Origin of the sequence: Fictibacillus halophilus, from assembly GCF_016401385.1 — a bacterium.
GTDB classification, from domain to species: Bacteria; Bacillota; Bacilli; order Bacillales; family Fictibacillaceae; genus Fictibacillus; species Fictibacillus halophilus.
This window is the reverse complement of sequence record NZ_JAEACF010000001.1, coordinates 2,107,165-2,132,276: the sequence shown is the minus strand read 5'-3', so window position 1 is coordinate 2,132,276 and position 25,112 is coordinate 2,107,165. Positions and strand designations below refer to the sequence as shown.

At 40.5% G+C, this 25,112-nt stretch carries 22 protein-coding genes and 1 pseudogene; 19 read left to right on the top strand and 4 right to left on the bottom strand.

The window, feature by feature from the left end; all coding sequences use genetic code 11:
• Nucleotides 1-8 precede the first annotated feature (8 nt).
• Together I5J82_RS11170 and I5J82_RS11165 are read right to left on the bottom strand one after the other, a co-directional pair.
• Nucleotides 9-536, bottom strand: a complete 528-nt coding sequence (locus I5J82_RS11170) for a transcription repressor NadR (RefSeq protein WP_198767911.1) — start codon at nt 534-536, stop codon at nt 9-11.
• Nucleotides 533-1,684, bottom strand: a complete 1,152-nt coding sequence (locus tag I5J82_RS11165; RefSeq protein ID WP_198767910.1) for an IscS subfamily cysteine desulfurase — start codon at nt 1,682-1,684, stop codon at nt 533-535. The genes I5J82_RS11170 and I5J82_RS11165 overlap by 4 nt, the downstream gene beginning before the upstream one ends.
• A gap of 97 nt (nt 1,685-1,781) precedes the next feature.
• Between I5J82_RS11165 and nadB the strand changes: the two genes are divergently transcribed.
• The 12 genes from nadB (at nt 1,782) to yajC (ending at nt 13,563) form a co-directional block, all read left to right on the top strand.
• Entirely contained in the window at nt 1,782-3,362 is a 1,581-nt protein-coding gene (nadB, locus tag I5J82_RS11160) for an L-aspartate oxidase (RefSeq protein WP_198767909.1), read from the top strand.
• A complete protein-coding gene (gene nadC, locus I5J82_RS11155) occupies nt 3,316-4,176 on the top strand; it encodes a carboxylating nicotinate-nucleotide diphosphorylase (RefSeq protein ID WP_198768993.1) in 861 nt (286 codons plus the stop codon). The genes nadB and nadC overlap by 47 nt, the downstream gene beginning before the upstream one ends.
• Nucleotides 4,151-5,248: a quinolinate synthase NadA gene (gene nadA, locus I5J82_RS11150; RefSeq protein WP_198767908.1), complete on the top strand. Its 1,098-nt coding sequence runs from the start codon at nt 4,151-4,153 to the stop codon at nt 5,246-5,248. Before nadC ends, nadA begins: the two co-directional genes overlap by 26 nt.
• A 136-nt stretch (nt 5,249-5,384) precedes the next feature.
• Complete coding sequence (locus I5J82_RS11145) at nt 5,385-7,037, top strand: LysM peptidoglycan-binding domain-containing protein (protein ID WP_198767907.1); 1,653 nt, start codon at nt 5,385-5,387, stop codon at nt 7,035-7,037.
• Complete coding sequence (locus I5J82_RS11140) at nt 7,030-8,010, top strand: phosphotransferase (RefSeq protein ID WP_198767906.1); 981 nt, start codon at nt 7,030-7,032, stop codon at nt 8,008-8,010. The genes I5J82_RS11145 and I5J82_RS11140 overlap by 8 nt, the downstream gene beginning before the upstream one ends.
• A 72-nt stretch (nt 8,011-8,082) precedes the next feature.
• A complete protein-coding gene (locus I5J82_RS11135; RefSeq protein WP_198767905.1) occupies nt 8,083-8,670 on the top strand; it encodes a YhcN/YlaJ family sporulation lipoprotein in 588 nt (195 codons plus the stop codon).
• A 256-nt stretch (nt 8,671-8,926) separates the two neighbouring features.
• Nucleotides 8,927-9,520 (top strand): Holliday junction branch migration protein RuvA, encoded by a 594-nt coding sequence (ruvA, locus tag I5J82_RS11130; protein ID WP_198767904.1) that lies wholly within the window; start codon nt 8,927-8,929, stop codon nt 9,518-9,520.
• Between the two features lie 14 nt (nt 9,521-9,534).
• On the top strand, nt 9,535-10,536 hold the full coding sequence (gene ruvB, locus I5J82_RS11125) for a Holliday junction branch migration DNA helicase RuvB (RefSeq protein WP_197193769.1): 1,002 nt from the start codon (nt 9,535-9,537) through the stop codon (nt 10,534-10,536).
• On the top strand, nt 10,533-10,724 hold the full coding sequence (locus I5J82_RS11120; RefSeq protein ID WP_198767903.1) for a DUF2905 domain-containing protein: 192 nt from the start codon (nt 10,533-10,535) through the stop codon (nt 10,722-10,724). The genes ruvB and I5J82_RS11120 overlap by 4 nt, the downstream gene beginning before the upstream one ends.
• A 340-nt stretch (nt 10,725-11,064) precedes the next feature.
• A complete protein-coding gene (gene queA / locus I5J82_RS11115) occupies nt 11,065-12,093 on the top strand; it encodes a tRNA preQ1(34) S-adenosylmethionine ribosyltransferase-isomerase QueA (RefSeq protein WP_198767902.1) in 1,029 nt (342 codons plus the stop codon).
• A 17-nt stretch (nt 12,094-12,110) separates the two neighbouring features.
• A complete protein-coding gene (gene tgt, locus I5J82_RS11110) occupies nt 12,111-13,253 on the top strand; it encodes a tRNA guanosine(34) transglycosylase Tgt (RefSeq protein ID WP_144698836.1) in 1,143 nt (380 codons plus the stop codon).
• Between the two features lie 40 nt (nt 13,254-13,293).
• Entirely contained in the window at nt 13,294-13,563 is a 270-nt protein-coding gene (gene yajC, locus I5J82_RS11105) for a preprotein translocase subunit YajC (protein WP_198767901.1), read from the top strand.
• A 24-nt stretch (nt 13,564-13,587) separates the two neighbouring features.
• Here yajC and I5J82_RS11100 read toward each other — a convergent pair whose 3' ends face one another.
• Nucleotides 13,588-13,977: a TIGR04086 family membrane protein gene (locus I5J82_RS11100; protein WP_233096464.1), complete on the bottom strand. Its 390-nt coding sequence runs from the start codon at nt 13,975-13,977 to the stop codon at nt 13,588-13,590.
• 196 nt (nt 13,978-14,173) lie between these two features.
• On the opposite strand from I5J82_RS11100, the gene I5J82_RS11095 reads away from it, so the two are divergent.
• Nucleotides 14,174-14,833 (top strand): DUF421 domain-containing protein, encoded by a 660-nt coding sequence (locus tag I5J82_RS11095; RefSeq protein WP_198767900.1) that lies wholly within the window; start codon nt 14,174-14,176, stop codon nt 14,831-14,833.
• Between the two features lie 19 nt (nt 14,834-14,852).
• On the opposite strand, the gene spoVB is transcribed toward I5J82_RS11095, so the two are convergent.
• Nucleotides 14,853-16,403 carry a stage V sporulation protein B gene (gene spoVB, locus I5J82_RS11090; protein WP_198767899.1) on the bottom strand — a complete coding sequence of 517 codons (1,551 nt, stop codon included), beginning with the start codon at nt 16,401-16,403 and terminating at the stop codon, nt 14,853-14,855.
• Nucleotides 16,404-16,502: 99 nt separating this feature from the next.
• On the opposite strand from spoVB, the gene I5J82_RS11085 reads away from it, so the two are divergent.
• The 6 genes and pseudogenes from I5J82_RS11085 to dtd all read left to right on the top strand — a co-directional run bounded on the left by I5J82_RS11085 (nt 16,503) and on the right by dtd (nt 25,111).
• Nucleotides 16,503-16,763 carry a post-transcriptional regulator gene (locus I5J82_RS11085; RefSeq protein WP_198767898.1) on the top strand — a complete coding sequence of 87 codons (261 nt, stop codon included), beginning with the start codon at nt 16,503-16,505 and terminating at the stop codon, nt 16,761-16,763.
• 176 nt (nt 16,764-16,939) lie between these two features.
• A pseudogene (gene secDF / locus I5J82_RS11080) lies at nt 16,940-19,154 on the top strand (protein translocase subunit SecDF).
• 71 nt (nt 19,155-19,225) lie between these two features.
• A complete protein-coding gene (gene recJ / locus I5J82_RS11075) occupies nt 19,226-21,577 on the top strand; it encodes a single-stranded-DNA-specific exonuclease RecJ (RefSeq protein ID WP_198767897.1) in 2,352 nt (783 codons plus the stop codon).
• 19 nt (nt 21,578-21,596) lie between these two features.
• Nucleotides 21,597-22,109 (top strand): adenine phosphoribosyltransferase, encoded by a 513-nt coding sequence (locus tag I5J82_RS11070; RefSeq protein WP_144698846.1) that lies wholly within the window; start codon nt 21,597-21,599, stop codon nt 22,107-22,109.
• Between the two features lie 352 nt (nt 22,110-22,461).
• On the top strand, nt 22,462-24,645 hold the full coding sequence (locus tag I5J82_RS11065; protein ID WP_144698849.1) for a RelA/SpoT family protein: 2,184 nt from the start codon (nt 22,462-22,464) through the stop codon (nt 24,643-24,645).
• A gap of 22 nt (nt 24,646-24,667) precedes the next feature.
• The gene (dtd, locus tag I5J82_RS11060) at nt 24,668-25,111 is read left to right on the top strand and encodes a D-aminoacyl-tRNA deacylase (RefSeq protein WP_198767896.1); all 444 of its coding nucleotides are present in this window, start codon (nt 24,668-24,670) and stop codon (nt 25,109-25,111) included.
• Nucleotide 25,112 lies beyond the last annotated feature (1 nt).

The window sequence follows — 25,112 nt, the reverse complement described above, 5'->3', positions numbered from 1 at the left end:
TTTTTTGCTTATAATAAAAACCCTTTTTCCCTTAAAGCACCACAAGCTTTATCTAGTTTCTCTTCTGAGTCTGATGAGAGAGTGTGCATATGAATACCTTCTGTTAATTCACTTAAAAGGCTGGCATTCGTTTCTCTAAGACGTTTGATCAAATCTTCAACATCCTTTCGAGTAGAGAGCTTGAGTGAAGCTTTAATGTCACCATAAACAGGGTGTTCAACGGTAACATCTTCGACTGTAACGCCATAATCCACAATCGTTGTTAGTTCACTCGCTGTTTCTTCTGGTGAATGATTTGCGGCAATCACGCGAGAGAATTGTTTTTTTGAGTCGTTCTTTAAATAAATATAGCCTTGAGCTGTTGCCATAATCGGCTCGCCGCTTGCTTTTAAAAGTGACATGTCTTGTACGATAACCTGTCTGCTAACATTCGTTTTAGTGGCAAGAATCGAACCACTAAGTGGTTTGTCGGATTTCATCAGCCAGGCTATGAGCTGCGAACGTCTTTCATCACCTTTTAATTTCTCGTTACTCATCTTGTTATTACCTCACTAACAGATCTGAATGTATTTGTTATTTCAATAAGTGCTTTTTGAAGTAAAGCTATTTCTTCAGAGGTCGTCTGATGACTGGTTGAAATTCGAACCAGTTCATGTGCTTCACTCTCAGTTCTTCCAAGTGCAAGTAAAGTTTTAGAAGGTGCTTGTTGCCCGTTCTTGCACGCAGATCCTGTAGAAACAGCGATTTTTAATCGGTCCAGTTCTTGCATCACGATCTGGCCCTCCATCCCTTTAGCACGTATTGGAATGATAAAAGGAGAACTGTCATCGTTACCTTCAAAGATAATGTTCTTATCTGTAAGTATAGACGATTTTAGTTGTTTACGCATGTCAACTGCATGCTGATAGCGATCATGCTGTAAATGGAATGCCTCTTCTGCTGCTGTAACAAAAGCAGCTATCGATGGCAGATCAACAGTGCCTGCTCGGAATCCACGTTCATGTGTGACTTCAGCAAGAAGAGGAGCAATGTGAACAGATGGGGAGAGGTATACGGCACCAGTTCCCTTAGGTCCGTTTATCTTGTGAGCAGACATTGTAAAAGCATCTATTCTCATAGAATGAAAATAGCTTTTATCCCATTTTCCGAAGGATTGAACACAATCACTATGAAACAAAACACCACGATTTCTTAAATACTCACCGATCTCTTTGATATCCTGAACGATTCCAGTTTCACTGTTCACATGCTGAATGGTGACGAGAATGGTGTCTGGACGAATAGAGGACAGCAACGTGTTGATCGAAATCTTCCCATTTTTTTGTACGGGTACTCTTGTTATCTCGTACCCATTCTTCTCTAAAAATTTCAGAACATAATCAACAGATGGGTGTTCTACATTTGAAGAGATAATATGCTTACCTTTATAGTTTGCTCCATGTGCTAATGAAGTAATAGCTAGAAAATTTCCGTCAGAGCCCCCGCCTGTAAAATAGATTCCTTCACTTTCTTTATTTAACAACTCTGCTAAAGAACATCGTGCATGTTCCAACAAATCACGAGCTGCTAGACCTCCCTCGTGAAGACTCTCTGTATTATGAAAATACGTTTTGGATGTTTGAATAAACGCTTTAAGCGCTGATTCTGACAGGGGTGTAGTTGCTGCATAATCAAGATATATCAAGGTTTCCACCTCAGTTTTAATAAAATAGTTGTATCTAGTTTAAATCTATGTAAATATAGGTGTCAAGACACGTGTAAAGTTGAGGTGTTTTATATTCATGAAACATTACGAAGCAGATGTTTTAATTATCGGCGGAGGAATCGCTGGTTTAATGGCTGCTGAATATTTAAGCTCGCATAAGAATGTGATAGTTATCACAAAGTTTTCTGCAGAACAATCAAATTCTTTTTTAGCTCAAGGCGGAATTTCTGCAGCAATAGATAAAGAGGACTCTTGGGCGGAGCATTTTCTAGATACGCTAAAAGCGGGGCACCATCATAATGATCAAGAGGCGGTCAAACAGCTTGTGAAAGAAGGCGAAAGTGTCGTTCGTACACTTACTGAGTGGGGAGTGAACTTTGACCGGCATGAGAACGGTTCTTATATGTTAGGTAAAGAAGGGGGACATAACCGGAATCGCATCGTTCATGCTGGAGGAGATCAAACGGGTAAGAAAGTGATTGATGCCTTAATTCGACGAGTAAGAAACAACGTTAAGATTGTTAGCCACCAATATGCAGTTGATTTAATCATTCAAGATCATAAGTGTATGGGTGTGTATTGTAAGGATAATGAAAATCAGACCACTATTTATCAAGCGAAAAATACGATATTGGCAGGTGGTGGTTATGCGGGGATCTATGAAACGACTTCTAATGCATTTGGATCGGATGGGAGCGTTTTATGCATGGCATACCGAGCAGGCGTTGAACTTTCGGATTTGGAGTTTGTTCAGTTCCACCCAACCCTTTTATCAGGGAGAGTGCCTGCAGGATTGATCACCGAAGCTGTTCGAGGACAAGGTGGAATATTGGTCAATTCAAGTGGAGTTCCTTTTATGAGGGATGTTCATCCGTTAAAAGACCTTGCACCGAGAGATATCGTATCTAAGAGGCTTTTTCAAGAGATTCATGTACACGGTGAGAAGGTGTTCTTAGACATTTCTTCGATTATAGACTTTAAAAGTAAATTTCCTGGAGTGACCAAGATCTGTGAGACTGCTGGTATCGAAGTGAACAATGGGCTGATCCCAGTCTCTCCCGGTGCTCATTTTACGATGGGTGGAATTGTTACAGATCAAACCGGTAAGACCTCGTTGAGAGGGCTATATGCGATTGGAGAATGTGCGAATACCGGAGTACATGGTGCCAATCGATTAGCCAGTAATTCTCTCCTTGAAGGAGCAGTTTTTGCAAAAGCGGCGGCAAACAGTATCCTTTCATCGGAAACAACGGATATGAAGCCTCCAACTTTTAAAAGAAGGAAGACGCTCGAACAAAAATCAATTCAGCATGGCGATCTCTTGCATGAAAATGAGATTCAACTTCTTATGGATAAATATGCGGGAATCGTTAGAAGTAAAAGTGAATTGATGAGTGCCGCAAAAACCCTAGACCTACGTTCGTGGACACCTGCTCTGATCAAAGAACCACTACCTGTTATCAAGAGGGTCAATATGCAAACAATCGCATGGTTGACTGTAACAAGTTGTCTTAAGCGAGAAGAAAGCAGAGGCAGTCATTATCGAAAAGATTTTCCATCTCAGAAGAAAGAATGGGACTCAAAAAAAATAATAAGGAGTTTGTGGCATGATGAATCCATTATTGCTGAAAAAACAGCTGCAGGAATTTTTAATTGAAGATATTGGATCAGGAGATTTGTCAGCGTCTCTTTTTGAAGATCATACAGAAGTGACAGCAACCATTATTGCTAAAGAAAATGGGGTATTTGCTGGTGGTCAAATTTTGTCTATTGGATATGAATTGATTGATAGAACCGTGCAAACGAATATATTTGTCAGCGAGGGAGAACAATTCGAGGCAGGAACGGTATTAGCTGAAATCACGGGTAGAAGACAAAGTGTTCTATCAGGTGAAAGAGTCATACTGAACCTTTTGCAACGTCTATCAGGTATAGCGACGATCACTGCCGAAGCTGTTGCTTGTTGCGAAGGTGAAACTCGTATTTGTGATACTAGAAAGACAACACCTGGATTAAGGATGTTAGAAAAGTATGCGGTGCGCTGCGGAGGAGGGTACAACCACAGGTTCGGACTCTACGACACGGTGATGCTGAAGGACAATCACTTAGCAGGATTTCCCTCTATTCAGGAAGCTGTTGAGACGGCTCGTAAAAAGTGTGGACACACCGTTAAGATAGAAGTGGAAACAGAGACAGAAAAACAAGTGATTGAAGCAGTCTTAGCTGGAGCGGATATCATTATGTTTGATAACTGTAGCCCTGAAGAGATTAAACAAAGACTTACACATGTACCTTCGAATATTATTACCGAAGCATCTGGCGGAATTACTATTGATGAGATCAAGGAATATAGTCGAGCAGGTGTTGATTATATTTCTCTTGGTTACTTAACTCACTCTTATAAAGCACTAGATATTAGCATGAATGTTAAAGGAGTTGTAAAACATGACTTTACTAAAAACTTTTTCTAAAACAAACACACTACCAGATCGATTTAGCACCATGTCAGTTGAAGAGATGGAAGCCAGGGTTCACGAGATTAAAAATAGTTTAGGAACGCGTTTATTCCTTCCAGCTCATCATTATCAAAAAGATGAAATCGTTCAATTTGCAGATGTTACAGGTGATTCTCTTCAGCTTGCCAAAATCTCAGCAGAGAATAAAGATGCTGATTTTATCGTATTCTGTGGTGTCCATTTTATGGCCGAAACAGCTGACATGCTGAGCACTGACAATCAGACTGTGATTCTTCCAGATTTGAAAGCGGGCTGTTCTATGGCGGATATGGCAAATATTCATCAAACAGAGAGAGCTTGGGTTGAACTTCAAAAGCTCTTTGGTGATACGATTCTGCCTTTGACTTATGTGAACTCAACAGCGGAGATAAAAGCGTTTTGTGGAAAAAATGGTGGTGCCACCGTCACTTCTTCAAATGCTAAAGAGATGGTAAGCTGGGCTTTCGATCAAAAAGAAAGATTGTTGTTTCTTCCTGATCAGCATCTAGGAAGAAATACCGCTTATGATCTAGGCATTTCCCTTGAAGATATGGCGATCTGGGATCCGATTCAAAATCAATTGGTATATGACGGTACCAACATTGAAGAAATCAAAGTGATACTTTGGAAAGGTCATTGTTCGGTTCATGAAAAGTTTACTGTGGATCAGATTGCCGACTTTAGAAAGAATCACCCGGAGTTCCAAATTATTGTTCATCCAGAATGTACGCATGAAGTTGTAAGAGCTAGTGATTTGAACGGATCTACTCATTTTATTATCGAGACGATCAAACATGCAGAACCAGGAACAAGCTGGGCCGTCGGAACAGAGATGAATCTTGTAAACAGATTGGCTCAACAGTTCAGTGACAAGAAGATCGTCTCATTAAACCCAAATCTATGTCCGTGCCTTACGATGAACCGTATTGATCTGCCACACCTATTGTGGTCGCTAGAAAATATTATAGACGGAAAGCTTGAAAACATAATTAAGGTAGATGAAGAAACAAAAGAATATGCAATCACAGCATTGAACCGCATGATGTAGTGTTTCTCCCCCTGTCATAACCTTCTTTAATGAGGCATAAAGTGATAAAGGAATAATGTCACTTCTAATACGATGTAGCAATATGCCCAAATGTTCATATACTGTAAGGAAATTTGGCAGGAGGGAGTTTTGCAGCGTGAGAATACACATTGTGCAAAAAGGGGACACACTCGACAAAATCGCTGAAAAATACGATGTACCAGTAAATGAACTAAGAAAGGCAAATCCAGGTTTCTCTAAAACAGATGTTATCGAACGGGGGGAAAAGATTAAAATCCCGATCAAGATGCCTGGTATGAAGAAAGAACAACCTATTGTACCGGTTAAAGAAAAACCGGTAGCACCTGTTCAGGAGGCTCCAAAGCCAGCACCGGTTAAGCCTGCTCCAAAGAAACCAGCTCCAATAAAACAAGAAATGAAACCAGCACCAATGAAGCCTGCACCATTAAAACCTGCACCAACAAAGATGGAAAAGAAAGACGCTCCGATGAAAAAAGATGTTCCTATGAAAAAAGATATACCAATGAAAAAAGATGTTCCTATGAAAAAAGATGTTCCAATTTTAAAAGATCAACCGATGAAAGCACCGATGAAGCAGCCTATGGCACCTATTCATGATAAGGACTTTGCTGGAATGGTAGAATCGTCAAATCTCGGACATTATGTGCCAATGGGATATCCGAATCAACAGCCAAACATAGCAAATATGCCGAATATGGCAAATCAACCAAACATAGCGAACATGCCGAATATGGCAAATCAACCAAACATAGCGAACATGCCGAATATGGCAAACCAACCAAACATAGCGAACCAGCCGAATATGGCAAACCAGCCGAATATGGCAAACCAGCCAAATGTGGCGAGCAAGCATGGAATCTATGCAGGAAAAGATGGCTATGCTCCAAATAAACATCCATTTTTGATGGAAGAATCATCTGGAATGATGCAGAACATGTATGGTTCCATGCCGCCAATGTTCCCAAAACCACAAACCTATTCTCAAATGCCACAGGGCTATGGAATGATGCCTCCACAAGGATTCAGCGGAATGCCACAACTCTATGGTGGTGGATATCCACAAGGTAGTCAACAAGGTGGTGGCATGCAGCAAGGAGGTTCTATGCCTTTTGGAGAATATCCTGATTCAGATATGGATCAAATGCCTTCAGGAGAATACACACCTGGTGGGCAACAACAAGGTATGCAGGATATGCAAATGGGTATGCAGCAGCCAGGTTCAATGGGCATGATGCCTATGGGTATGCCGCAAGGATTTAGCGGAATGCCTCAGATGGGCCAAATGGGAATGGGTATGCCACAAGGCGGTGGAATGCCAGGGATGGGTCAAATGGGTATGATGCCACAAGGTGGAGGAATGCCACAGATGGGTATGATGCCTGGATCAATGCCGCAGATGGGCCAAATGGGCATGATGCCACAAGGTGGTGGAATGCCGGGGATGGGTCAGATGGGCATGATGCCACAAGGTGGTGGAATGCCAGGAATGGGTCAGATGGGCATGATGCCACAAGGTGGTGGAATGCCAGGAATGGGTCAGATGGGTATGATGCCACAGGGTGGAGGAATGCCAGGGATGGGTCAGATGGGCATGATGCCACAGGGTGGAGGAATGCCAGGGATGGGTCAGATGGGCATGATGCCGCAGGGTGGAGGAATGCCAGGAATGCCTCAACTGATGCCACAAGGTATGCCTAATCCTTATTCACAAGCACAATCTCGTGAATTAGACGAGAATTTTGCGGAAGAAACGGAAGAAGATGAATAGGGATGTAAGGGACGATTTCCAAGGGGATCGTCTTTTTTTAAAAAAGATGAATGAATTGGGTCTTGAAGTGATTGATTTTGGTTTTTTTCGAGAGAACGTTATCTGGATTAAAACCAAACAGGGGAAATTTGTATTAAAAGGGTTTAACAGGTCTGAAACTTGCAACAAGCAGTTAAAGCTCTCTAAACTGTATCATGGGCAAAAGCCAAGGATTATGGGTACTTATACGGTATATCCAAACCAGAAAAAAACGGTTCAATTCGGAAAATACATTTGGGCAATCATGCCATTTTATAAAGGAGAAGGTCTTCATTTTGGCAAAAAGGACGATGTCAAAGCTGGAATGGATGCAATCAGCCGTTTTCATTCTTTTTCAAAACATATACCGGTTCCTATATATGACCAGCTGTCTTCATACTCTTTATTTAAAAAATGGAGTGACAGATTGAACGCATTTAAGTATCATGCAAGATCAGCAAATTGGAATCATCAGATGCAGCCGTTAATTTCCGAAATAGTCATGTGGGGAGATTGGAGTTTAAATCATTTCGATCATGAGGCTATTGAAACGCTTGAAAACAAAGCATACAAGAAAAAAGAAATTACACATGGTGATGTTGCACCACATAATTTTGTGAAATATAAAGATAGAGATACGTATCTGATTGATTTTGATCTGTTTGCAGCAGTTCCTCAAGCTTTTGATTGGTTGCAATATGCAAATCGTATCTTACCATTTTGGCATTGGTCTTATGCCAAGATGGAAGAAGTGGGCAATGAACATTTCTTAAAATGGTTTACAAAAAAGTGGTTCGTAATTTGTTTAGTATTTCCTACAGACCTCTATCGAGAATGGAACAGGGCCCTGAAAACCGGTGACAAGGAAATGATTGATGCCGTAACGAGATTTACATTGCGTGATTTTTCCCACAGGAAAAAATTTGTTGAAAAGATAATGAAGAGGATGAGTTAACGATCATCCTACATTTAACAGATTATTTAGAGCCTTCTTCTGCCAAGCTAATGGTGAAAGGAGGTTTTTCCATTGAACTTTTTAGGGAAATCACTTACCGTAACAATCCTAGCTGTAGGTCTCGTAGGCTGTAATGGTGTAAATGAATCTCAGGATAAGAATGACAACGATGTTCGACCGATTGGATACTACTCTAATGAGGGAGATAATCGTGGTGATCTTGATCGTGGTAATGGATTTATATCAGATATGGCTGATCGAGATGTAAATGATCATACTGCAACTTATCATGAAGATTATGATGGTAAACTTGCTGAACGAATCGCGAGTAAGGTCAATAACATCCGGGGTGTAGACGATGCTCACGTTATTCTTGAGGATAACAACGTCATTGTAGGAGTAGACACGGATGAAAAGAAGAAGACTGAACTAACGAACAAAGTTAGAGAGATCACTTCTAATTTAGCACCAAATCGTGATGTGAAGATTGTAGCTGATCAAGATATGGTAAACCGCATTGAGAACGTTGATAACGATCTGCGAGATGGCCGTGCTTACACGGAAGTTGAATCAGATGTTCGCGGAATCAGCAAAGACATCGTAAATGCGGGCAGTGATCTTGGTAATGCGATAAAACGTCCTTTCGAAAACAACCGCTAGTAAAAAAGAACTGTCAGAAGTTAAATCAACTTTTGAACAGTTCTTTTTTTATAGTTGTTTATGCAACATCTTTCATTTTAAGAGGATATAAAAGAGTTTCTTATTTGATAACATCTAAAAGTGAACAACATATACGTCTTTCAGTTAACGCTTATAAAGTAATCAAATTCACTTTTTATAAGGAATTAAGGGAGAGCCTATGATACAATAAGCAATAGAAACATACGCTCGTGTTTAGCGTTAGGGAGAGAAGAATTTGATTGAAAGTATTTCTGGAAATGTAGATTACATAACGGCAGAATATATTGTTATAAACAATAATGGAATCGGCTATAAAGTTTTATGTCCAAATCCTTTCATTTATAAATTGAACGATCAAAAAACGGTATATACGTATCAATATGTTCGTGAGGATATACTGGCTCTTTACGGTTTTAAGAATCGAAAAGAACGTGACTTGTTCTTAAAGTTATTGAACGTGTCAGGAATTGGTCCGAAAGGTGCATTAGCGATCGTTGCCTTCGGACAGCCTGAACAAGTGGTCAATGCAATCGAACAGGAAGATGAAAAGTTCCTAACGAAGTTCCCGGGGGTTGGAAAGAAGACTGCTCGTCAGATGATCTTGGATCTAAAAGGTAAGATTTCAATCTTCGCAGATGTAGAATTCACGGATGGACTTTTTGCAGATGTTGAACCAGAGAGTGATGAACTTGACGAAGCACTTGAAGCACTTGCAGTTTTAGGTTATGGCAGAAAAGAAATCCAAAAAATTCTTCCGGAATTGAAAAAAGAGAAGATGTCAGCCAACGAATATGTTAAAGCGGCATTAAAGAAATTAATGAATTCTTAAGGACGTGAGGATGTATGGAAGAGAGAATTGTTTCTTCAGAGGAACGTCAAGATGAAGCAAATATCGAGTTAAGCCTGCGCCCTGAACTTTTAGATGAGTATATTGGACAAACCTCCGTAAAAGACAATCTGCGGATTTTTATTAAAGCTGCAAAACTTCGCAACGAGCCTCTCGATCATGTCCTGTTGTACGGTCCTCCTGGTCTTGGGAAGACCACTTTGGCATCAATCATTGCAAACGAGATGGAAGTAAACTTGAGAACCACAAGTGGACCAGCTATTGAACGTCCGGGGGATTTGGCAGCCATACTGACTTCGTTAGAGCCAGGTGACGTGTTATTTATCGATGAGATCCATCGATTGTCCCGTGCCATTGAAGAGATTCTATATTCGGCAATGGAGGACTTTTGCTTAGATATCGTAATCGGAAAAGGAGAGGTCGCAAGGTCTGTGAGACTAGACCTGCCTCCTTTCACACTGATCGGTGCGACAACTAGAGCGGGTTCTTTATCGGCTCCCCTCCGAGATCGTTTTGGTGTGCTCGCAAGGCTAGAATATTATAAGCCAGATGAGCTTGGTGAGATCGTAAGACGGACTGGTGATGTCTTTGGGGTAAGAGTAGATGACCTATCAGCAGAAGAGATTGCGAGAAGGTCAAGAGGTACTCCGAGGATCGCAAACCGGTTGTTACGTCGAGTGAGAGATTTTGTGCAAGTTGAAGGAAAAGATACGATTTCTTTGCCAATCTGTCAGAAGGCTTTAGAGCTTCTGCAAGTAGACCGTTTAGGTTTAGACCATATTGACCATAAATTATTACTAGGGATCATTCACACATATAAAGGCGGTCCTGTAGGTCTAGAAACCATTTCAGCTACAATAGGTGAAGAATCCATGACGATTGAAGATGTTTATGAGCCGTATCTTCTTCAGATTGGCTTTTTACAACGTACTCCTCGTGGACGGATGGTAACAGAACAGGCCTATCATTACTTTGGACTGGAGGCGTCCGCAGATTGAACCGGCTGTTAATCGTTGCAGGAATCATTCTAATTATTATAGGATTAGTAGGGACGTATATAGGTAAACTTCCTGGAGATATGGTTTGGAAAAAAGGAAACACGACTGTGTATTTTCCAATCATGACGTCCATTATCATCAGTGTTGTACTTTCCTTGATCTTCATGATCATAGGTCGATTTAAATAGAAAGTTATTGCAACTTTGCTCTTGGAGTGGTTGATTTCCACTCCAGGTTGCTCGCTTTCCGCGGGGTGTGCCTCATAGCGCTATGCGCTTTTAGGAGTCTCACCTGTCTAGCTACAGTGGCTAGCTCCTCGAGGTCAAAAGTCAATCGGTCATGAAGGCAAACAAACGCCTTCTTAGACCGTTCGCCTTTCGCTTTTCGGAGCTGAACGAGCCACTATCGCTTTTTGAACTGTCACACTGATCCCGCAGGAGTCTCGCACCCTGCGTTCCAATCAACTTGTCATGGAGACGAGCAAAGTTTACTTAGAAAAGTGCTATATAGAAAGCAGGAATACATTACATGAACGTAAATGATTTTGATTTTCATCTACCTGAAGAATTAATTGCGCAAACTCCGCTTGAGAACCGAACTTCCTCAAGGTTGATGGTCCTAGATAGAACTCATGAGACACTTGAACATAAACATTTTTATGATCTGAAAAATTATTTAAAAGCAGGAGACTGTCTTGTCTTAAATGACACACGTGTTCTTCCTGCAAGACTTTTTGGACAAAAATCGGATACAGGTGGAAAAGTTGAAGTACTTCTTTTAAAAGAAGAAGGCAACGACACATGGGAAACGCTTGTTAAGCCAGCAAAAAGAATAAAACCTGGAACGGAAATTTCATTTGGAGACGGACGATTAAAAGCAGTTTGTACAGGTGAGAGTGACCACGGTGGCAGACTGCTAAAATTTATCTATGATGGAATCTTCTACGAACTGCTCGATGACCTTGGTCAGATGCCTCTTCCACCATATATTAAAGAGCAGTTAGAAGAAAAAGACCGTTATCAGACTGTTTATGCTGTACATCAAGGTTCTGCAGCTGCTCCAACCGCTGGGTTGCATTTTACGACGGAATTGATCGAAGAAATTAAATCTATAGGTGTACATGTTACGTTTATTACTCTTCACGTCGGACTAGGGACTTTTCGTCCTGTTAGCGTAGAAAATGTACTTGAGCATGACATGCATGCAGAGTTTTACCAAGTCACAAAAGGAACAGCTGAACTGTTAAATCAGGTTAAAGAGGCTGGCGGAAGAATTATTACCGTTGGGACGACGAGTACAAGAACACTTGAAACGGTAGCGAATAAATTTGATGGCAAGTTTGAAGAAGATTCTGGTTGGACAGATATTTTCATCTATCCTGGTTATACGTTTAAAGCGATCGATGGATTGATCACAAACTTTCATCTACCAAAATCAACATTAATCATGTTGGTGAGCGCATTAGCCTCAAAAGATTTCGTTTTAAGAGCATATCATGAAGCCGTCGAAGAAAAGTATCGCTTTTTCAGTTTCGGTGACGCGATGCTTATACTTTAAGGGGGATATATTTTAAGATGAAACCAGCAGTAACGTATGAATTAATAAAAACGTGCAAACAATCAGGTGCAAGATTAGGGAAAGTTCATACTCCGCACGGAACATTTGAAACACCTATCTTCATGCCAGTGGGAACATTAGCAACGGTAAAAACGATGAGCCCAGAAGAGCTAAAAGAGCTTGGAGCAGAGATCATTCTAAGCAATACGTATCACCTTTGGTTACGGCCTGGACATGATATCGTAAAAGAAGCTGGTGGCCTTCATAAATTTATGAACTGGGATCGTCCGATACTTACGGATTCAGGAGGATTTCAAGTCTTTTCTTTAAGTGATCTGAGAGAGATCAAAGAAGAGGGTGTTCACTTTAGAAACCACCTTAGCGGTGAAAAGCTATTCTTAAGCCCTGAGGGAGCAATGGAGATTCAAAACGCGTTAGGCTCTGATATTATGATGGCGTTCGATGAGTGTCCTCCTTATCCTGCAGAATATGATTACATGAAAGCTTCTGTAGAACGTACAAGTCGTTGGGCTGAGCGCTGCTTAAAAGGACATGCTAGACCTGAAGATCAAGCCCTTTTTGGTATCGTACAAGGTGGAGAATACGAAGAGCTACGAAAACAGAGTGCACGAGATCTTGTATCGCTTGATTTCCCGGGTTATGCAGTTGGTGGCCTATCAGTAGGCGAACCAAAAGATGTGATGAACCGTGTCTTAGATTTCACAACACCTCATCTTCCAGAAAACAAACCTCGTTATCTGATGGGAGTAGGCTCTCCTGATTCGCTTATCGATGGAGCGATTCGCGGGATCGACATGTTTGACTGTGTACTTCCGACTCGTATCGCTAGAAATGGAACATGTATGACGAGTGAAGGAAGGCTTGTGGTTCGTAACGCGAAGTATGCACGTGATTTCCGTCCGATCGACGAAAAATGCGACTGCCATGTTTGTCGAACTTACTCAAGAGCTTATATTCGCCACCTTGTAAAGGCGAACGAAACATTTGGTTTCCGATTAACAAGTTACCATAACCTTTATTTTTTGGTAAACTTAATGAAGCAAGTAAGACAAGCGATCATGGAAGACAGACTTCTTGATTTTAGAAACGAATTCTTTGAAATGTATGGATTTAATAAACCAAACGCGCGTAATTTTTAAAAGAAGAAAATGTTTAACTTATAGAAAGGGGTGAAATAGTATGGGAAACCTTGGAGGAATTTTGCCGATTATCTTGATGTTTGCGATCTTTTATTTTCTATTGATCCGACCGCAGCAAAAGAGACAAAAAGCAGTTCGTGAGATGCAGTCTAACCTTAAAAAAGGCGACAAAGTTGTAACGATCGGTGGCTTACATGGAACACTAGACAGCATCGATGATAACATCGCTGTTATTCGTTCGAATGATGGTGCAAAGTTAACTTTTGATCGTAATGCGATCCGTGAAGTAAAAGAAGAAGCAGCACTATAACAAAAAGACCCGTTCACACGGGTCTTATTTATATGTTTGTTTATGACTGCTTAAGTTAACACCCATGATACCACCGATAATCGCTAATAAAAGAAAGAGACCATGATACATATACTGAGATGAGTTAAACGTACTTTGATAACCTAAGTATTGAATAAGAAAAACAAGAAAAGAAAACAAAAGACTTGTACCGCCACCTAACAGCCAACCTTTACTTTGTCCTTTCTTACCAGATATCAATCCACCTATAAATAATGATAAAAAAGAAAGACCCACTGTTACCCATTTTAACGACGCTTCTGTCAGCCCTGTAAACCGCAGCAATAGTGAGAGCACTAAACTGCAGAGCATGATCATTAGTAGAACTGCAATCAGACCCCGTCCCATAGAAGAAGCCATATGTTTAATCCCCATCTTTGATCCTCCTTATCCCTAGAAGCTTTCTATATACTTTATTCAGACTCCGTAAAAAATAGAAGTACAAGCAAGTATTTTCCCTTTCGTTTCCATTGGTTTATATTTGGCAAAACCTGCGTATCATGTTTTTTCATATCTGTGCCACACTAACTAATGGAATGAACTTAGAACGTATTATGGAAGGAGGGGAATCATGGAACTGTATACGATTATTTTCAGAACCCTTTTTATCTATTTCTTAATCATGGTGATCTTCCGATTGATGGGTAAGCGTGAGATGGGAAAGTTATCAATCATAGACTTTGTTGTCTCGATTATGATCGCAGAGCTAGCCGTTATCTCTATCGAAGATCCAACGATACCCATGTTAAATTCCCTCGTGTCCATCTTTGTCTTGCTTAGCATCCAGCTCATATTAGCTCTTGTCTCATTAAAGAGCAGGAGAATGAGAGAAATCGTTGACGGTAAACCTTCATTAATCATTAAAGAAGGACAAGTGGATGAACATGAGATGAAGAAGCAACGATACAACTTTGATGATCTTTTGACACAATTGCGCGAGAACAATATTAGAAGCTTGAACGAAGTTGAATTTGGAATTTTAGAAACAACAGGTAAACTTTCCATTATCAAAAAGGAAGAGGATTCGGAAAATACACCGATCCAGATGATCATGCCTCTTATTTTGGACGGAAAGATCTTAGAAGATAATCTTGAAAAGATGGACAAGACAACATTTTGGTTAAGGCAAGAGTTGAAGAAAGTAGGATTTAAAGAGATAAAGAACATTTCGTTCTGTACACTGAATGAAGATGGTACACTGTATGTCGACGAATTGAATAGCAAAAAATAAAACAGCCGATCAGGCTGTTTTAGATCCACCTCTTTATAAGAGGTATGTGTTTAAGGTCTTCTTTACCTAACAGCTTAAAGAAGATGAGAACAAACAAATAGATAGCGCAAGTTGCAGCCACACATATCGTTAGACCTTGTAGTGGAGAAAACTGAGGCATCATGTACCGATATAGATATACGGCTCCTCCTCCTGTAATGCAAATGGATAGCAGGCATAAGACAAAATCTTTTACTACGATCGTATAACTGATTGCTTTGATGACTGTTGCAAAATGAAGCAGGGTAACGACTACGATACTAATCACGATTCCGAGTGCTGCTCCCATAATTCCAAACTCAGGTCGTGTAGCTAGAGCAAATATGGCTGTTAATTTGACAAGAGCACCGATAAGACTGTTGATCATCGCTGAGCGTGCCAGATTTAATGCTTGAAGCACAGCTTGCAATGGACCTTGGAAGTAAAGAAAAAAGAAAAAAGGTGTCATCATTTTTACATATGACGCGGATGCAGGTGAATCATACATTAAGTCCATGATAGGGACAGCATAAACATACATAATGACCGCAGCAATACCACCAGATAACATCGAGAGTCTGAGCGCTTGATTCAAGCGATGCTCGATCAAGTGGTATTTTTTTTGTGCGTTCGCTTCACTGATGGCAGGTACTAAAGAGATCGAAAGCGAATACGTAATGAACGTTGGCAGGAACAAAAGTGGGATAACATAACCTGCAAGTTCTCCGTATTGCGCGGTGGCAACAGCTGTAGTGATACCAGCGATCGCTAAACTGTTTGCCACAACAATTGGTTCAAAAAAGTAGGAAACAGAACCGATCAATTGACTTCCCGTAGTCGGTAGTGCGATATTCAGGAGGTCTTTCATCGTTTCATGACCTTGCTTCAACTGCTTAAAAAAACCTTTTCGGATACGCATCTTCTTTTTCACTTTGAACATGGAAAACATATAAAGAAGTGATGCGAGTTCACCGATAATAACAGAGATCATCGCGCCAGCTGCAGCGTATTCTACGCCATAAGGCAAAAATAGACCTGTTAATAATGCGACGAGAGCAATTCTGACCACCTGTTCGATGACCTGCGAGTAAGCAGACGGTCGCATGTTCTGCAGACCTTGAAAATACCCTCTCAAAACGGAGGAGACTGCGATGACAGGAACTACAGGTGCGATGGCGAGCAACGGCCAAATCGTACGATCATCTGTAAAGAAGTATTCTGCTAATAACGGGGCAGCAATAAACAAAGCGATCGTGATCACAATGCTTAAAATACCTGTTATGGCTAAAGATACGATCAAGATTTTTCTTACTTTTGAACGATCTCCTGTCGCATCTGCTTCTGCAACCAGTTTGGATATGGCGATCGGCAGACCAAGCCTTGTTAATGTTACGGCTAGTAAGAATGTTGGGACTGCCATCATGTAGAGGCCAACACCTTCGTGACCCATGACACGAGCCATGACGATACGATTAACGAAACCGAGAATTTTGGTTACAAGTCCTGCTATTATGAGCAGGAGCGTTCCTTGCACGAGTGTTTGTTTTGTCATCTTAACCTGTCCTTTCTTGGACAATCTTATATATCACTATATGCAGGTACAGTGAACAGTCATGACAGCTTGTTTCATCTCGAAAGGAGAGAAAGTCAATTGGAGAATACGCATTTTTCGGATTGGAAGAATGAAGTTAAGCCAGCAGTAAAAAGCAAAAAAGAAGAATTTCATTATTTGGGGTATGAAAGTGTAACAGAAGAGGAAATATGGGAATGTGTTCAATCAAAATTAAAGAAAAAGAAAGTTGAGCCTCGTCTCTACGCGTTGGTTGACACCATTTTAGCTCTTTCACTAAATGATTTTATGACGTGGCTAACGATACGCTCATATAAAGAAGAGGGGCTGACTCAAGAGTAGAACTTACTTTTGGGCAGCCTTGTTCTTTTGTTAAGCTATATTTATTATGTTTTATTTATGAACATTCACAGGACAAATTGACAGAAAAAAACAACAATCGCTATAATGGGAAGGGTTAGTATTCGTACTTATACATAGTGTTGTCTTTTGATACAGCATGAAGGAGGTTTCTTGAAGTGGTAAAAAGGAGTAAGATCGTCATCTTTTTTGTTGTGCTTATCATGTTTGCAGCACTAATTGGGCTTACAACAGAAAAGATCGTAAAAGGTACAAAGCTTGGACTAGATCTCCAAGGGGGATTTGAAGTACTTTACGATGTTGAACCTGTGAAAAAAGATCAAAAAATAACACAGGAAACATTAAAGAGTACGGTTGAAGCGTTAAACAGCCGTATCAACGTATTAGGTGTCTCTGAGCCTGAGATTCAGATCGAAGGAGACAACAGAATTCGTGTTCAGCTTGCTGGTGTAACCGATCAGAACAAAGCACGTGAACTATTATCTACACAAGCGGAGTTAACCTTCCGAGATGTGGACGATAAAGTTTTATTAGATGGATCTGATTTAGTAGGAAACGGTGCTAAACAAACGTTCGAGTCTCAAAATAATAAGCCGATCGTTTCATTGAAGTTAAAAGACGCTAATAAGTTTGCTAAGATTACAGAAGAAGTTCTTAATCGTCAGCCACAGGGAGAAAATTTATTAGTTATCTGGCTGGATTATGAAAAAGGTGATTCTTTTAAAGAAGAACAGAAGAAAGAACTCGCTGGTAAACAACCAAAGTATATTTCTGCTCCTTATGTAAGAGAAGTTCTTACTGACGACGTTGTAACGATAACAGGGCAGTTTTCTGTTGAAGAAGCACAGAGTTTAGCGAAAATTTTAAACGCTGGAGCTTTGCCAGTTAAACTTGATGAAGTGTATTCTACATCAGTTGGAGCGAAGTTCGGTGAGAAAGCATTAAACGAAACTATATTTGCCGGCTTTATCGGAATTGCAGTGATCTTTTTATTCATGCTGATCTTCTATCGTGTGCCTGGAATCATTGCAGTTATTACGCTATCCATCTATATTTGGTTGATCCTCGCTATTTTCTATCTGATGAACGGGGTATTAACGCTTCCGGGGATTGCAGCGCTTATTCTTGGGGTAGGTATGGCGGTTGATGCTAACATCATCACGTACGAAAGAATAAAAGAAGAAATAAGAAGCGGGAAATCCGTATTAAGTGCGTTTAAAGCTGGAAATCGTCGTTCATTCACTACGATTTTTGATGCAAACATTACAACAATCCTTGCAGCAGCTGTTCTATTTGCATATGGAACAAGCTCAGTAAAAGGATTCGCGTTAGTTCTAATTATTTCAGTTTTGGCAAGTTTCATAACGGCCGTTTTCGGAACAAGACTTTTCCTTGGTTTATGGGTACAGTCTCGTGTTATGGATAAGAAGCCAGGCTTGTTTGGTGTAAAGGAGAGTGACATCCGTGAGCTTTAAATACGATTTTGTAAAAAACAGAAACCTTTACTTCATCATCTCTACTCTCCTTACGGTTGTTGGAATTGTTTTCTTGCTTACAGCTGGATTGAAGTTAGGAATTGATTTTGATAGTGGATCACGCGTAAATATTCAAGCGAATGAAACACTTACAAATGAAAGTGTAGAAGAAGAGTTTAAGTCTCTTGGTCTTGAACCTGAAGGAGTCGTTCTTGCAGGGAAAAACGATCAAGCAAATGTTTCCTTTAAAGGTGCTCTGTCAAAAGACGAAGTAGCGAAAATCAACACTCATTTTGAAGAAAAGTACGGAGAACCACCGAGTATCAGTACTGTTACGCCAACGGTTGGTCGTGAGTTGGCACAAAATGCTTTTTATGCCGTGCTTATCGCTTCTGTTGGTATTATCATCTATGTAGCCTTCCGCTTTGAATGGAGCATGGCTGTTGCATCTGTTGTTGCTCTATTACATGACGCTTTTATGATCGTAGCGATCTTTAGCATGTTTAGAATTGAAGTAGACCTGCCGTTTATCGCAGCTGTTCTAACGATCGTTGGTTATTCCATCAACGATACGATTGTAACGTTCGACCGAATTCGTGAGAACATGAAACTTGAAAAAGTAAGAACGCAAGAAAAACTGGCTGAAATCGTAAACAGAAGTATTCATGAGACGTTGGGTCGTTCGATTAATACCGTTCTAACTGTTATTATCGCAGCAGTTGCGCTATTGATCTTTGGAGCTGATTCGATCAGAAACTTCTCGATCGCCTTGTTGATCGGTCTTACTTTTGGTGCATATTCTTCCATCTTTATTGCTTCTCAGTTGTGGTACGTTATGAAATCACGACAGATGAAATCGAAAAAGACACGTCCAGTTGAGGCCGAGCCAGAAATTTAATGTAAATATCATTCATAAATTGTCACCTCTTATCCTGTTTTGTATAATGAATAGGTTAAGAGGTGATTTTTATGTTGGAGCCTAGAACAAGGTGGGAGATTCAAGAACCATCGGAAGACAAGGCAAAATGGTTGTCACAAGAATTAGATATCCCTCTTCTGATCGCGAATCTACTGGTTGTCAGAGGAATTGAAACGTTAGAGAAAGCAGAAGCATTTTTAAAAATAGATATCAACCAATTTCATGATCCGTTCTTGATGGATGGGATGAAAGAGAGTGTTGAGCGGATACATAGAGCTATAGAATCTAAAGAAAAGATTTTAATTTTTGGCGATTATGACGCAGATGGAGTTAGCAGTACGACGGTGATGTATTATGCACTAAAAGAACTAGGAGCACAGTTTGACTATTATATCCCTAACCGCTTTACAGAAGGCTATGGTCCAAATGAGCCAGCCTTAAGAAAAGCGAAAGACGATGGTTATTCACTTGTGGTAACCGTTGATACAGGAATCTCAGCTGTGCACGAAGCAAATATCGCAAAAGAAATCGGGCTTGATTTTATTATTACGGATCATCATGAAGCACCTCCTGTATTGCCAGATGCTTATAGCATTATCAATCCTAAGAAACCAGGCTGCACATATCCATTCTCAGGTCTTGCAGGTGTAGGAGTAGCTTTTAAAGTAGCACATGCTCTTCACGGTAAACCGCCGCTACATTTGCTTGATTACGCATGCATTGGGACAATAGCGGACCTTGTACCGCTTGTTGATGAAAATAGGGTGATTGCGAAACTAGGGATAGAAGCACTCTCGAAAACGGATAAGATCGGATTGCAAGAACTACTAAAAGTAGCGGGTCTTTATGAAAAAGAACTTACAGCGGAAGATGTAGGGTTCGCGATCGGCCCACGAGTGAATGCAGCAGGAAGACTTGGTTCAGCGATGCCGGTGGTGGAGCTGTTTACTTCACGTGATCGTGAAGAATCGGCCATGTTGTCACAAGAAATCGATTCTGTAAATAAAGAACGTCAAGGAATCGTAAACGAGATTACAAAAGAAGCGATTGCGATGGTCGAAGAACTTTACCCTCCGGACGAGAATGAAGTGCTAGTCCTTGCCAAAGAGGGCTGGAACCCAGGAGTGATTGGAATCGTTGCCTCCCGATTGGTTGAAAAATTTTATCGTCCTACGATCGTGCTGTGTTTGGACCCTGAAAAAGAAACGGCAAAAGGATCAGCGCGAAGCATCAAAGGATTTGATATGTTTGAGAACCTTTCAGGATCTAGGGACATTCTTCCTCATTTCGGTGGACATCCGATGGCAGCCGGAATGACACTTTCTATGCATGATGTCGATGAATTAAGAAAGAGGCTCATCCAGCAAGCTAAGGACTGTTTACAGCCAGAGGATTATCTTCCTGTTACAACGATTGATCTCACAGCTAGATTAAATGAGATTTCTCTAGAAACAGTTGAGCTATTAAGTACGTTAGCTCCTTTCGGTGTTGGAAATCCATCGCCTCGCGTAATGGTTGAAGAAGTCCCGATCCGTGAGATGAAAAAAATAGGTAGTCAATCAAATCATCTCAAGTTGCAGGTAGGCAATGGTGAGTTATCGGTTCTAGATTGCATAGGCTTTCAAAAAGGTAGCTTGTTAGAAGAGATGACTCCTTATTCGTTGATTTCTATCGTTGGACAGATTCAACTAAACGAATGGAACGGTTATAGAAAACCTCAGCTGCTGCTAGAAGATCTTTCTGTAAACCATTTTCAACTGTTTGATTATAGAGGTCTTAAAGATGCGGGGAAAAGATTGATCGGTCTACCGTACTCTAAAACATGTTTTATCGCGTTTGAAGAAGAAACATTAAAGCACAAAGATTTTGAGGGGCTATCTGATCAAGTGATTGGTGAAGATGAGTTATTAACTCTGCCAGAAGACTATTTTACTGGAAAAAACTTAGTTTTCTTGGATGTTCCTCCTTCTCTAACTCGCTTTTCTGAATGGTTGGAAACCATCGGTGAACCTTCAAGGATCTATGCGGTTTTTCATCAGAGTACTGAGCACTTTTTCACGACTCTACCAACGAGAGAGCACTTCAAATGGTTTTATGGATTTCTTGCAAAAAGGAAAACCTTTAATGTGAAGAGAGATGGTGCAGAACTAGCGAAATGGAAAGGCTGGTCAAAAGAAACAATAGATTTCATGTCAAAGGTGTTTTTTGAGCTGGATTTTGTTACAATAGACGATGGTGTTATTTTCATTAACAAAGAACCTAGCAAACGAGAATTAGAAAGCTCTGAAACCTATCAGAAAAAGTTTGAACAAGCGGACATAGAAAATCAGCTCGTTTACTCTTCTTATCATTCTTTAAAAAGCTGGTTTACAGAACAAACACGGCCAAAAGCCAGTTTGTAATTTTCAGGAGGCAAGATTCATGGATTATAAGCCGTTTATTTCAGTAGTAGAGAACTTCCCAATCGAAGGCATTCGTTTTAAAGATATTACTTCACTAATGTCTGATGGTGCAGTATATAAACAAGCGATGGATGACATTGCTGTATACGCAAAAGAAAAACAGGTTGATGTAATCGTCGGACCTGAAGCACGTGGATTTATCGTAGGCTGCCCTGTAGCTTACACGTTAGGATTAGGATTCGTCCCTGTCCGTAAAGAAGGAAAACTTCCTCGTGAAGTAATCAAAGTTGATTATGGTCTTGAGTATGGTAAAGATGTTTTAACGATGCATAAAGACGCGATCAAACCAGGACAAAGAGTCTTGATCACAGACGACCTACTCGCAACAGGTGGAACGATCGAAGCAACGATCAAGCTTGTAGAAGAGCTTGGTGGAGTAGTAGCAGGAATCGCATTCATGATCGAACTTACTTACTTAGATGGCCGTAAGAAACTTTCAGGTTATGATATCTTCACATTAACTCAATACTAATAAATAAAAGAGTTCCTTTTTGAGGAGCTCTTTTTTAAGTGCTTTTCTAATAGGTTTGCGATATTTTTTTACTTCATTGCAAGTTGATTGGAGCGGAAGGTGGCGAGACTCCTGCGGGACGAGCGGTCAGGTGAGACCCTTAACGGCGCAAAGCGGCAAGGGGCTCACCGGTCGCCCCGCGGAAAGCGAAGCACCTGGAGCGGAAATCAACTACTTTCAAAAAAAGCGTTTTTTTTACAATCCTGTCACAAAATCTGCCCAATCATTCGACAAATTTCGTTTTTTTGCTTTACATGAAGGACCAATTTAACGATAATAGAAGCAATATACAATGACAACGTAAGGTGATTCCATGACGATTGAGGAAGTATTGCAAAAAGCGGAGAGCTATCTTTCTAAAGACGATTTAAGCTTCATCACGAAGGCTTATGAATACGCAAAGAATGCACACGAGGGACAATTCCGTAAATCGGGAGAGCCCTATATTCATCATCCTGTTGAAGTAGCAGCAATTCTGGTGAACCTGCAGATGGATCCTGTGACTGTAGCAGCAGGGTTTCTTCATGATGTAGTCGAAGACACACCCATCACACTCAAGGATATTTCCACTCAATTTAATGAAGAAGTGGCAATGCTTGTTGATGGTGTTACGAAGCTGAAGAAGATCAAGTTCAAGTCAAAAGAAGAGCAGCAGGCTGAGAACCATCGGAAGATGTTTGTCGCTATGGCACAAGATATTCGTTGTATCTTGATCAAGTTAGCTGATCGTCTTCACAATATGCGCACATTAAAGCATATGCCAAAAGAAAAACAGATTCAAAAAGCGAATGAGACACTTGAGATCTTCGCTCCGCTTGCCCATCGCCTTGGGATTTCTACAATAAAGTGGGAGCTTGAAGATGTTTCTTTAAGATACCTAAATCCACAGCAATACTATAGAATCGTTAACTTGATGCAGCAAAAGCGTGCTGAACGGGAAGAGTATGTTCATCAAGTGATGGATGAGATGAAGAGCAAGCTTAAAGAAGTTAACATTCAAGTTGATATCTCTGGAAGACCGAAACATATCTATAGCATCTATCGAAAAATGGCAAAACAAGGAAAACAGTTCAATGAGATCTATGACCTTTTAGCTGTTCGTATTATCGTTCAGAATATTAAAGATTGTTATGCAGCCCTTGGTATCATCCATACGGCTTACAAGCCGATGCCTGGCCGTTTTAAAGATTATATCGCTATGCCAAAAGCAAATATGTACCAGTCTCTTCATACGACGGTAATCGGACCAAAAGGCGATCCTTTGGAGGTCCAGATCAGAACGTCTGATATGCATCGCGTAGCTGAATACGGGATTGCAGCCCACTGGGCATACAAAGAGGGTGCAACGAAAGCACCTGTGAGCTCATTTGAAAATAAATTAACATGGTTCCGTGAAATTCTTGAATGGCAAAACGATGTTGTGGATGCTGAAGAATTTATGGAATCACTTAAGGTCGACCTTTTCTCTGATATGGTGTTCGTGTTCACTCCAAAGGGAGATGTTTATGAGCTGCCGTCAGGATCGGTTCCTATTGATTTTGCGTATCGCATTCATACCGAGATTGGTAACAGATGCATCGGTGCAAAAGTTAACGGAAAGATGGTTACGTTAGATTATCGTTTGAAAACGGGAGATATTATCGAGATCTTAACGAGCAAACATTCCTACGGCCCGAGTCAGGATTGGCTGAAGATCACCCAGAGTTCTCATGCGAAAAACAAGATTCGTCAATGGTTTAAGCGTGAGAGAAGAGAAGAGAACGTCGCAAAAGGTAAAGAGCTTGTTGAAAAAGAAATCAAGAATCGCGGATACGATCTGAAAGACATTTTTACGAATGATAACATTCAATATGTCGCCCAAAAGTATAACTTTGCAGGCGAAGAAGATATGTACGCTGCTGTAGGATACAACGGCATTACCGCAGCACAGATCGCTACTCGATTAACGGATAAAGTTCGACGCAAAAAAGAGCAGGATCCGGATAATTCTGAGTTACTTGATGCGATTAGAGATTCCGCTGAAAAGCCGGAACCAAAACGAAGAACAGATTCTGGTATCGTAGTTAAAGGCATTGATAACATGCTGATTCGTTTATCTAAATGTTGTAATCCAGTGCCTGGAGATGACATTGTTGGTTATATCACAAAAGGTCGTGGTGTTTCTGTTCACCGTGAGGATTGTGTCAATGTACACAACGAAGATGCACAAGTACGGCTCTTACCGGTTGAATGGGAAGGCAATTTAGAGCAACCAAAAAATTATAACGTCGATATTGAGATTAATGGTTTTGATCGTCGCGGCCTTCTAAATGAGGTTCTGCATGCAGTTGCAGAAACGAAAACGAATATTACAGCCGTAAGCGGCAAGTCAGATCGCAACAAGATGGCAACGATCAGTATGTCGATCTCGATTCACAACGTCAGCCACCTTCAAAAAGTGGTCGAACGAATTAAAAGAATTCCTGACATATATGCGGTTAGAAGATTGATGCAATAGGAGTTAAGGAAGTGATTCTGCAATGAAAATAGTATTACAGCGTTCCAAAGAGGCGAAGGTCTTAGTGGATTCTGAAGTAAAAGGCAGAATTGATAAAGGCATTGTGCTCTTAGTTGGTGTCACACATGAAGATACAGAAAAAGATGCGGATTATCTAGCAGAAAAGATCGTAAATCTTCGCATATTTGAAGATGAAAATGAAAAGATGAATCTTTCTTTAAAGGATACAGAAGGAAGTATCCTTTCTATTTCACAGTTCACGTTATACGGTGACACGAAAAAGGGAAGACGTCCAAACTTCATGGATGCTGCTAAACCAGATCATGCTATCACAATGTATGACTATTTTAATGACAAGCTAAAAAGTTTAGGTGTACATGTGGAAACAGGTGTATTTGGCGCGATGATGGATGTCTCGTTTACGAATGATGGACCGGTAACCTTAATCATGGACTCTAAAATATAAT